Here is a 12,012-nt window from a genome sequence, read left to right as displayed (position 1 = left end):
TCACTCCTTATATTCAATTTTATATTATACTTAGTATGTGTACTTTTTTTATTCTTATCAAATGAAAATATATACAATTTTATAATTTGAAATAAAACATAAAAGACCTTCTATATGATAATCAAACTACCCCTATAGAAGATCCTTATAATAAATCTATATATAGTGTTTAAATTCATTATCTTTTTTCAGTTCACTTACTAAATATTTTATCTCCTGATCCTTATTTTTATCCATTACAAGCAGTACATCCCCAGCATCTACTATTATTAAATCCTTTACTCCAAAACCTATAACAAGTTTTTCTCCACCAAGCACTATACAATCTTGACTTTGATCCATGTATATATTTCCGCTTACATTATTTCCACGGAAATTCTTTAAAAATCGTGCAAGTGACATAAAGTTGCCTATATCATCCCAGGCAAATTCACATCTTATAACAAATGCCTTCCTAGTTTTTTGCATTATCCCAAAGTCTACTGAAATTCCATCAATTAAGTTATATTCTTCCTTTACCACTTCGTCTTCCTGTTCGGTATCTAATGCAGAATATATATTCATCATACTTTTATACATTTTAGGTAAATACTTTTCCATTTCCCTAAGATAAATATCTGCTCTCCAAATAAACATACCGCTATTCCACAAATACGTACCTTTCATTAATAAATCTTTAGCCACCTCTAAATTAGGCTTTTCTAAAAATCTCTCTACCCTATACGAAGGTATTCCTCCAATAATTCTCTCACCTATTTCTATATAACCATATCCTGTTTCAGGTCGAGTGGGTTTAACTCCAATTGTAACTAGCCCTCTTTTTCTTTCTACAATTTCTACAGCTTGACTTAAAGTATCTGTAAACAGTTTTTCATTTTCTATATAATGGTCTGAAGGAAGCACCATCATTATTGCATCTTTATCTTTTTTTAAAAGCTTTACTGCTGAAAGTCCAATGCAAGTTGCAGTTTCTTTATTTGCAGGCTCTACAAATATATTTTCTTTATTAATATCTGGCAAATCCTCATACACCTTATTTAAATATATCTCATTAGTTACTACATATATATTCTCTTTATTTACTAAAGGCTTTATCCTGTCTACAGTATTTCTTAAAAAGCTCTTATTATTTATTATTTTTAGAAACTGCTTAGGATTACTTTCCCTTGATAATGGATATAGCCTTGTTCCTTTTCCACCAGCTAAAATTAATGCATATAACACAAAAACCTCTCCGTAAATAAGTGCTTTAATTCTATAGTATGAATCAAAGCACTTATTTGTGAACAACCTCTCTTTATGATTCTGTAAAAGTTTTATAAAATCTATTTACACAACTCTAAGGCCATCGTGTTTTATATACTTCTTGGTATCTTCTAAGGAGTTTTTCGTTATAGTGAAACCTTGTAACCTCTTTAATAATGCAGGTATCATCTTATCTGGATATCTATAAAACTTACTTCCTCTTACTTTTATAACATTCCACCCACATTCCGTTAGTTTCAGCTGCATATTGTAAAATTCGTGGTAGTTACTGGTATACTCGCTCTTTTCATCTTGACATAATATAGCCACCTTATCCTGTCCATTTTCTAGCACTAAGTCTATGGCATAATTCCCTAACGGTATATTTGATAAGGGATTAAATCCCTTACTCTTCAATATTTCATATATGTCTTTTTGTAATGTAGAATAAAATATATTATCTATGACCTTTTCTTCTCTCTTATACTTTTCATAGTTTTTGCAATAATCTAAAAGTTTATATCTTACGCATTCCTTATTCAAATCTTCTAAATCTACAGAATGAAATACCCACATTTGATTTCTAGCCCTACTTGTAGCTACATTAAATCGTCTTATATCCGATTCACGATTAAGTACAGTGTATTTTACATTATTAGCCACTACCATAGAGAGAAACATTATATCTCTTTCATCTCCCTGGAAAGAATAAGCATCACCACATACTATTTTTCTTTTAAGAATTTCTTCCTCACCGATTTTATCTCTTAAAAGGGCTTGTATAAATTCTGTTTGCACATCTCCAAGTAGAGATATTACCCCTATGGACATTCCATTATATATTTTATCATTACATATTTTACATATCCTATCTACTATGGCTTCTGCCTCTATTATATTAAGAGGTCTATTTTTTTCTCTAATCCCATTTACCTTAACTGCACATACAGGTGGGTCAAACTTTTCATTTTTATGAGCAAACCTTAATGTTGTTATCTCGTTATTATAACAAAGCTTATTACTAAACTGTATTATCTCTGGTACTGATCTAAAATGTTCCCTTAATACTACCCTATCAGGAAACACCCTGAGTGCAGTATCATATAAACTTGTACTTAAATCAAACCATTCTTTATTAGGTATATTTCTTAGATGAGCCCTTATATATTTTTGCACCTCACCATGTGATATTCCCACAACTTCTGGGCTTATTTGCTTATCATCTCCAACTATTATAGCCTTCTTAGCCCTCATAAGAGCACATAGGGTATAAATATTACTCTGACTACTCTCATCACAAATAATAACATCAAATTGTTTATCTGAAAGCTTTACATTTTCTAAAAGCCTATTTAAAGGCATAATCCATACAGGTATAGCTTCCTTACAGTTCTCCATTTCCTTTTGTGCAATTTGTATATAATCATTTACAAACTTACCTGTTCCTTTTCCAATTCTTTTTACTGCCTGAAGCCATGAAAAAAGGCTCCTCTTTCCTTCTTCTGTTATACTACATATCTGTCTAAACCAAGTTTCTTTATAAACAAGCTGCCTAATTAGTACCTTTTCTTTTTGTTTTTCCTCTTGTAATCTTCCTTCTAGCCATTCCTCATTTTGCTTCCATACTCCCTTAAGAATGCTATCCCACTCTTTCCACTTCCAGGCATTATTCCAGCTTTTCATATTTAATGATTCTTCTGTAGTTAACTTTATATATAATCTAGGACATACTCCCTTTATCTTATATAATATTTCATTTATCCCATTTAACCTATTTCTTATAATTCTTAGCCTCTCTACTTCTTTAAAGCTTTCTTGAAGTTTTAAAGCATCTCTTTTTTCTAGGGCTTCACATAGAATAGTGAAATCAGAACTATTCATAATTCTTATGATACTATCTAAAAAAATTTCAATTTCCTGTAACTCATATACCTCTTTAATTGACTTGCAACATTCTTTTATATTTAATAAATCTTCTCTATCGTTCAAATCAATATCACTTGGAATAACGATTGCTCCAAATTTTTTTATTATATTTGGTTTTATATTATTGGTCCACTGACATAAATTTTCTATTTTATATATATACCTTTCTGCTTTTATTAAATCTTCTTCCTTTTCAGAAATGCCACATATGTTTTTATAGCTTTTAAAGGTACTATTCCAAACTTTTGTAACACCTTTAATTATTTGCCTCTTTTCAAAATATAATTTTAATATTGTAGCTTGATATATATCACTTATTGGATTACCATCTACTAAACATTTATCAACAACATATTTCTGTGATTTATTTTTTAATGCAAACCACTTGCTAATCTTACCCTTCTTATCTAATTCATTAAATACTATTTGAAAGTCCTTTTCTAAATTGGACAAATCAACTTCCTTTGGAAGCGTTATGCAGTGCTCACTTAATTCCTTTCTTATAACACTTATTCTTTTTATATAGCTTTTCCACCTTAATAAAAGATCTATTGAGGAGTCTCTTAATAAAGCACTATTGTTAAAGTCTCTTACAAAACTATCTAATTCTCTCTCCTCACATATATTAAGCTTGTTATATCCTTCTTCTAATAGCTGAATAAGCCCTTCATAATCAAATCTTTTGTTATCAGATATGTTCCATTTTTCTAATGCTTTTTTATTGTAATCATAATTACTTTTTAATTCTTTATACTTAGTAAATACATTATAAAGCTCCTCATAGCTTGGCATCTTATCTAAAATAGGTAATACCTTACTAATCATTTCCCTTTCTTTATTTGGGACTTCATTTAAAAATTCTATTACCTCTTCAAATTCACTTTCTGAAATTGGGGATTTTATATGAGAGTTTATATCATCTTCTATCCAAGAATATTCTTCTTCATTTTCTTTAAGCCATTTAGATATTTCCATTATGCTATAATCTCTTCCATGATATGAAATAGTGGCATTTTCATTTTTCCATATATATTTAAGTTTATCTATTATATTATCTTGATTTCTCTTACATTCATTTAATTTAATCCTTAATACTCCTATCTCTTGCTGTAGTTGTACTGGATTTATGGATAAATTATCTGTAATATTCTTTACAGCATTCTCAAGGTTATCCATATCCTTATTTTCATTACCTATAACACTCATACATAGTGAACTTATTTCTTCAGGAATCATATTCTTTAATGCTTTAAGTGCTCTATCGGTTTCACTAGTAACTAACACACTTTTCCCATGAGCCAATAAGTGACATATAAGATTTGCTATAGTATGACTTTTACCTGTACCTGGAGGTCCTTGAACTACTAGTCCAAAGTTGTTTAATAGTCTAGTTGCTATTTCCTTTTGCTCTGTATTATATGGAAGAGGAAATAATAAGTCCTTCTCCAAATCCTTCCATTCATCTTTTTCACTATCTGTATGCTCTATCTTCTCATTTGTAACCAACGCCTGTATAGTTTTTGGTATTTCATATCCCTTATCTATTTGCTCAAGTATGTGATTTATTTCCTCATTCCAGATTTTTAAATCATATTCTCTAACTATAATAGCAATTTTATTTAATACATTTACATTAGAAGTTACTTCTATATTTTCTTTAAATACCTTTTCATTACACACTTTAAATTCTTTATCATTATCCACAGATAATATGTTTATTATAGGATCATAATAAGTATTAATATATTCCAAATCACTGACTTTAACATTTTTACTTCTTACTTCTTCCTGTATTTCTACAAGTTTAGAGTAATTATGTATATTAAGCCCTTCTAGAAAGCTAGTATCTATCTCCATATTACCCTTACTTTTTAAATAAAATATTGCCTTTTCTACTTTAAACTCCAGCTCTAACGGCATAGAAAACATTGTATGCACTATAGTTTCTTTTTCTTTTATCCATGTAATAAGTCCTTTACCTAAAATAATTTCTAGATTCTTTGATTTGTTTTCAATTTGCTGATGTAAATTAAAGAAATAACTGTATAGTTCTTTATCCGCTTTACTTATTTCTAATATACAACCTTCATCAGTACTTATCTTGCATCCAGTATGACTTAAAAGCTCCTTTTCAAAAAATACCCTTTCATACTCCCCTATGTGCCTTATCCTTTTTTCTTGAGATTTTTTTAAATTTCCTAGGTAATTAAATACATTTCTTACCTTTTCTCTTGTGTTTAAACTCATAACTTTTACCCCCATAATTTATACTAGATGCTTGTCCTTGCTATAAACTATAAGTATATTACTTGTATGTTAAATTATAACACCCATGTAAATGTTTTTCAAAATTTTTATAATACAATATTTGTTCTGAATTTACATTAATATACAGACTAAATACATAATTAAACACTTATTTTAATTATTAAGCATAAAATAATACACAAAAAATAAAACCATGTAGATTTTTCTACATGGTTTTATTTTTAATTTTATTTTTTAGTGGAGTTTCTTTCAATCATCCTATATGGTAGAACATAATGTTTTTCTTCTACAGGCTGCTTGTTTATTATTTTTATAAGCATTCTCATTCCTACAGATCCCATATCGTACATTGGCTGTGCTACAGTTGTAAGTTTAGGATAAAATATTTCCGATGCATATATGTTATCAAAACCTACTACTTCTATATTATTTGGCACATCTATTCCCTTTTCTCTTAATGCATTTATAACTCCCATGGCAATTTCATCTCCAGCACAAAATACTGCATCTACTTCTGCCTTATCTAGTATATCCAATATACCTTCATATCCATCGTTAGGTTTCATTCCCCCAAAATGCACAAGGTGAGGATTTAAATTTATACCTTTTTCTCTTAATGCTCTTTTATATCCAACATACCTAAGTGCTGCTGCGTTAAAATTTTCTTCGTCTGAACCAATATAGGCAATCTTATGATTTCCTTTATCTATTAAATATTTTACTGCATCATAAGCTGCCTGTTCATTATCTATTACTACACTTGGAAAACTATTATCTTTATCTATGGTCTCTACTAATACTGTAGGAATCTCTAATTTGTTTATAAGTTCAATTGTATTTTTTTCAAGGGAATTACTCATGTAAAGAACCCCGTCTACCATCTTTTCCCTTAGAACCTTTAGATATTCCATCTCCTTTTCTACATCCATGTCTGTATTACACAAAATTATATTGTAGTCATATATATTAGCTACATCTTCTGCTCCTCTTACTATTTCAGGATAAAATTGATTTGATATATCTGGAATTATTATGCCAATAGTGCTAGTTTTCTGCGTTTTTAAACTTCTTGCCACTATATTAGGTCTATAACCTAATTTTTTTATTGCATCTACGACCTTTTTCTTTGTATCATCGTTTACAACGTCTACGTCATTTAAAACTCTTGAAACTGTTGCAATAGAGACTCCTGCCTCTTTCGCAACGTCTTTTATAGATGCTGCCATAATATCACCCCTAAAAATATTTTTATATAAATAGCATGTAGATACGATTTTTATCTACATGCTATGTTTAAATTACTTTATCACTTGTACTTGAAGTTTGAAGTCTTCCCCATTTATCTTAGTATCTACATATTGTACATTTTCATTATACTTTATTTCTATAGATAAAGTTTCTTTTTTAATATTATCTTCAAACTTTTTAGCTACATTTTCAAGCTTTTCATTTCCACCTACATAGAGAATTATCTTATCAGATACTTCAAAATTGTTTTCTTTTCTCATATTTTGAACTTTACTTAATATTTCCCTTAGGTGTCCTTCTTCTCTTAGCTCTTCTGTTAAAGTTGTATCAAGTACAACACCCATAGTACCTTCACCTGCAAAAGCAAATCCTTCTAGCCCCTGCATTGTAACAAGTAAATTATCTTGATTTAACTCTATTTCTATATCGTTAGCTTTTATTACTATGCTTTCTCCAGTTTGAATCTTTTGAGCTAGTTCCATTTGATTCATAGCTCCAAGTTCTTTTCTGATTACAGGTATATATCTCCCATAAGCCTTACCAAGTACAGGTAAATTTGGCTTAATATCAAAGTTAACATAACTTGAAAGGTCTGCTCCGAATATTACTTCTTTTATATTAAGTTCATCTCTTATAATATCCCCATAATATTCTTTAAGTGATTTAGAACTTACAAGCATCTTTGAAAGTGGCTGTCTATTCTTTATATTAGCCCCATTTCTAGCGCTTCTTCCGAGCTTAACCATCTTATAAGCCTCTTCCATTTCTCCTTCAAGCTCATTATCTATTAATTCTTCAGCATATTTTGGCCATGGACATAAATGTACACTTTCTTTAGCTGTCTTATCTAATTCTAGTACTAAGTTTTGATATATTTCTTCAGTGATAAATGGTACAAATGGAGCCGCTACTAGTGTTAGCGTAGTAAGAACCTTGTATAAAGTTACATAAGCTCCTATCTTATCATTTGTTAAAGTTTCACTCCAGAATCTTGATCTATTTCTTCTTACATACCAATTAGATAATTCATCTACAAACTCTTCAATAGCAAGGGCTGCTTGAGTTATTCCATAACCATCCATGTTGCTTTCTACAGTTTTTATTAGTGTGTTTAATTTAGAAATTATCCATTTATCCATTACATTTTCACTTACAAAATCTTTATATTGTAATGGATTAAACTGATCTATCTCTGCATATAACACATAAAATGAATATACATTCCATAAAGTACTTAAGAATTTTCTCTGTGTTTCTTCTACGTCCTCCACAGAAAATCTAGTTGGAAGCCATGGCGCACTTGCAGTATAGAAATGCCATCTACAAGCATCTGCTCCAACCTTATCTAATATTTCAAATGGATCTACTACATTTCCCTTATGCTTTGACATTTTAAGTCCCTGTTTATCAAGTACATGACCAAGCACTATACAATTTTCAAATGGATTTGTATCAAATAAGGATGTAGATATAGCCATTAAAGTATAAAACCATCCTCTTGTTTGGTCTACAGCTTCTGAAATAAACTGTGCTGGAAAATTACTTTCAAATATTTCTTTGTTTTCAAAAGGATAATGATGTTGTGCAAAAGGCATAGAACCTGAATCAAACCAACAATCTATAACCTCTCCTGTTCTCTTCATCTCCTTTTCACAATGAGGACATTTTAATTTAACTTCATCTATGTATGGTTTATGAAGTTCTATATTTTCTGGTACATTTATTCCCTTTTCTTTAAGTTCTGCTACACTTCCTATACATTCTCTATGTCCACATTCACATTCCCAAATTGGTAGCGGAGTTCCCCAATATCTATCTCTTGAAATACCCCAATCTATTACATTCTCTAAAAACTTTCCAAATCTTCCTGTTCTTACATTATCAGGATACCAATTTACTCTGTTGTTATTTTCTAAAAGCTTATCTCTTAGTGATGTCATTCTAACAAACCAGCTATCCTTTGGATAGTATAAAAGAGTTGTGTCACATCTCCAGCAATGTGGATATGAGTGAGTAAACTTCTCTGATTTATAAAGTAATCCTCTTTCTTTTAGTTCTTCAAGAATTTTAGGATCGGCTTTTTTTACAAACATACCCTTCCAAGGCTCAACAGCTTCTACAAATTTGCCTTCTCCATCAACAAGATTTATAAGAGGTAAATTGTACTTTTTTCCTGTTTGATTATCATCTTCACCATAAGCTGGTGCAGTGTGTACAACCCCTGTACCATCTGATAATGTTACGTAATCTGCATGCACTACATAAAATGCCTTTTCCTTTGGAGTTACGAACTTAAAGAGCTGCTCGTATTCTGTGCCAAGTAATTCTTCGCCCTTAAATTCTCTTACTATTTCATATTCCCCTTCTATAACCTTAGAAACAAGTTCCTTAGCAAGTATTAGGTACTCATCATTATTTAACACTTCTACATAATCATAAGCCTTGTTTATACTTAATGCTACGTTACTTGGTAAAGTCCACGGAGTAGTTGTCCAAGCTAATATGTATTTATTTTCTTCTCCCTTTACCTTAAACTTTGCTATAGCTGTAGCTTCTTTTACATCTTTATATCCTTGTGCAACTTCATGAGATGAAAGAGACGTTCCACATCTTGGGCAATAAGGTATAACCTTATGTCCTTTGTAAAGAAGCTCTTTTTCCCACATCTGTTTTAATGCCCACCATACAGATTCTATATAATTATTATGATATGTTACATAAGGGTTATCCATATCAACCCAGAAGGCTAATTTTTCGGACATATCTTTCCACATAGTTGAATATGTAAATACAGATTCTTTACATTGTTCTATAAATTTTTCTACACCATAATTTTCTATGTCTTGTTTTCCAGAAATGCCAAGTTTTTTTTCTATTTCAAGTTCTACAGGAAGTCCATGAGTATCCCATCCTGCTTTTCTTAAAACTCTGTACCCCTTCATTACCTTGTATCTTGGAATCAAGTCCTTTATTACTCTTGTTAATACATGGCCTACATGTGGCTTTCCATTAGCGGTTGGCGGCCCATCATAAAAAGTAAAATATTCCCCTTCTTTATTTAGATCAAAGTTTTTATTAACTATTTTTTCATTTTCCCAAAAATTTAATACATCACGTTCCACTTGTACAAAGCCTTTAGAGTTATCAATTTTCTTATACATTAAGCAATCCCTCCTGTTATTATTGTTGACCTTCATTTTGTATAATAAACAATTTATATACTAAAAAACAAAAAACTTCGCCCAAATAGGACGAAGTTAAACTCGCTATACCACCTATGGATATAAATTTCAAGCACTTTCATGCCCTATCTCTTAACGCGAGATTACGGATAAGCTTACTATAATTTCAGCATTCAACTCCAAGGTGATTTTCTTTAAACTATAAACTATGGATTTTCACCAATCTCCACTCTCTGTAAGCTATAGACTTTAAATACTTTTCCTTTTCACTGCTTTTAATTAATAATATTAATCTAAGTGAAATTTTATTATATTATAGTATATTAAAATTTTATTGTCAATTTATTTTACTACATTCCTAGTGCTTTAAATATTCCATTTGCCAAAGCTTGAGCACACTTATCCTGAAACGCAGCATTTCTTAAATTGTTTTCTGCTGTAGGATTACTTATAAACTCAAGCTCAGTAAGTATTGCTGGAGCATCTGTATATTTAATAACATAAAATCCTGCAGTTTTAACCTTTCTATCTACAGTTCCAAGTTTGCTTATAAGTTCCTGCTGAACATATGTAGCTAACCTTTGACTTGCAGTACTTCCTCCATCCCACCAATAGGTTTCTGTTCCATTAGCAGCAGGTACGGCTGAATTACAGTGTATAGATATATAGTAATTCGCATTTGCCTGATTTGCTATCGATACTCTTTTTTGTAAATCTAATGATTCATTAGCTGGCCATGATACAACATCACTACTTCGTGTATACACTACTCTTATTCCCTTAGCCTCAAGTAACTTCCCAAGTTTTAAACCAACTGATAATGTTACGTCCTTTTCCTTAAGTCCTGTAGGTCCTACAGCTCCAGGATCATATCCTCCATGCCCCGGGTCTACAACCACAGTATATTTACCGCTTTTAGTTACTAAAATAGTCCATATAACCTTTCCTGAATATCCATCGACAGTTCCTATATGAGTATATGTACCAGCCGTACTCGTATTCACTGAAGGCTTGTCCCACTTCACGGCAACTTGTTCTTTGGTTCCATCATTTCTTGTTGCAGTAACAGTAGTTGGAAGTGTAATTGTGCCTCCCTCAGTTACTGACTTTATAACATCCTTTTCTGCAATATCTGTAATAGCTGATGCAGAACTTTTAACTTGCATTATAGCATTTGCTATTCCTTCTGCATATTTATATTGAGTAGCTAGATCAGAAAGCTTATCCTCCTCATCTGGATTACTTAAAAATCCCAAAAACACCTTAGCAGTAGGTATATTGGGCAGTGCTGTAAACTCTGGCATTGATCCAGTCTTAATCCCCCTATTAGTAGCACCTGTTTTTGAGACCATGTTGCTTTGTAATAAGCTTGCTAGCGTCTGAGATTTGCTATTTCCCGACATATAGAACGTTTCAAGACCAGAAGCATCCATACTTCCTGCTAAATTGGCATGTATACTTACTACATAGCTGGCACCAGACGTACTAAGCTGTGCAAAACGTGAATTCATATCATTAGCTGCCCAACTTATATCATCATTTATTCTAGTATAAATTACATTGATGCCCTTTTGCTCTAAAATCTCTCCAGCTTTTAATGCCACACTTAACGCTAAATCCTTTTCTTTTAATCCATTAAGCCCGATTATTCCATCGTCTTGTCCACCATGGCCTGCATCTAATACTACCTTAAAGTCATTGCTTACTGGTGGATTCAACGGTGAAGACTTTACAGTAAAATTCATTTTTACATCTTGTTTTAACGTATCTCCTGAAGTTTTTTGAATGTTTTTGCTTATTGTCAAAGTATATGTTTTTCCAACTTCATATTTTACTCCTGATTTTAAAGCCACAGTTACAGACCTATTATCAGAATTTAAAACAGGATTTATTCCAATATTCTGCCCAGAATCGTCTACCATTTTAAAATTACTTTCATTCACTGAAGTCGCATTTATAGGATAATTAAACTTTATATTCCAACTTTTACTCAAATCCGAAATACTATACGTAGTCTTCCATTGTATATAGTCTTCTGCTGCATATACAACAGCATTACTTAAAAATAAGAAACTTAACATAAATGATATTATCAAAAATAACATTTTGTTTCTTCTCAACTCGCCACCCCCAAAATTTATAC

At 31.1% G+C, this 12,012-nt stretch carries 5 protein-coding genes and 1 other annotated feature; all 5 genes read right to left on the bottom strand.

Translation table 11 applies throughout. The features are described 5' to 3' along the window. Positions 1–156: 156 nt before the first annotated feature. The 5 genes from BSD9I1_RS00770 to BSD9I1_RS00750 all read right to left on the bottom strand — a co-directional run bounded on the left by BSD9I1_RS00770 (position 157) and on the right by BSD9I1_RS00750 (position 11,989). Positions 157–1,224, bottom strand: a complete 1,068-nt coding sequence (locus BSD9I1_RS00770; RefSeq protein WP_186428711.1) for a mannose-1-phosphate guanylyltransferase — start codon at positions 1,222–1,224, stop codon at positions 157–159. Between the two features lie 105 nt (positions 1,225–1,329). Continuing rightward, on the bottom strand, positions 1,330–5,418 hold the full coding sequence (locus tag BSD9I1_RS00765) for an AAA domain-containing protein (protein ID WP_186428710.1): 4,089 nt from the start codon (positions 5,416–5,418) through the stop codon (positions 1,330–1,332). 248 nt (positions 5,419–5,666) lie between these two features. Further along, a complete protein-coding gene (locus BSD9I1_RS00760) occupies positions 5,667–6,665 on the bottom strand; it encodes a LacI family DNA-binding transcriptional regulator (protein ID WP_035304648.1) in 999 nt (332 codons plus the stop codon). Positions 6,666–6,737: 72 nt separating this feature from the next. Next, positions 6,738–9,848 (bottom strand): isoleucine--tRNA ligase, encoded by a 3,111-nt coding sequence (gene ileS / locus BSD9I1_RS00755; RefSeq protein WP_186428709.1) that lies wholly within the window; start codon positions 9,846–9,848, stop codon positions 6,738–6,740. Positions 9,849–9,931: 83 nt separating this feature from the next. Then, positions 9,932–10,148: a binding site (T-box leader), on the bottom strand. A gap of 71 nt (positions 10,149–10,219) precedes the next feature. Continuing rightward, complete coding sequence (locus tag BSD9I1_RS00750; protein WP_186428708.1) at positions 10,220–11,989, bottom strand: N-acetylmuramoyl-L-alanine amidase; 1,770 nt, start codon at positions 11,987–11,989, stop codon at positions 10,220–10,222. Between the last annotated feature and the right edge of the window lie 23 nt (positions 11,990–12,012).

Origin of the sequence: Clostridium sp. BSD9I1, from assembly GCF_900185645.1 — a bacterium.
In the GTDB taxonomy this organism is placed as follows: domain Bacteria; phylum Bacillota; class Clostridia; order Clostridiales; family Clostridiaceae; genus Clostridium_AK.
The sequence above is the reverse complement of the archived record's forward strand: the minus strand, read 5'-3'. Positions and strand labels throughout refer to the sequence as shown.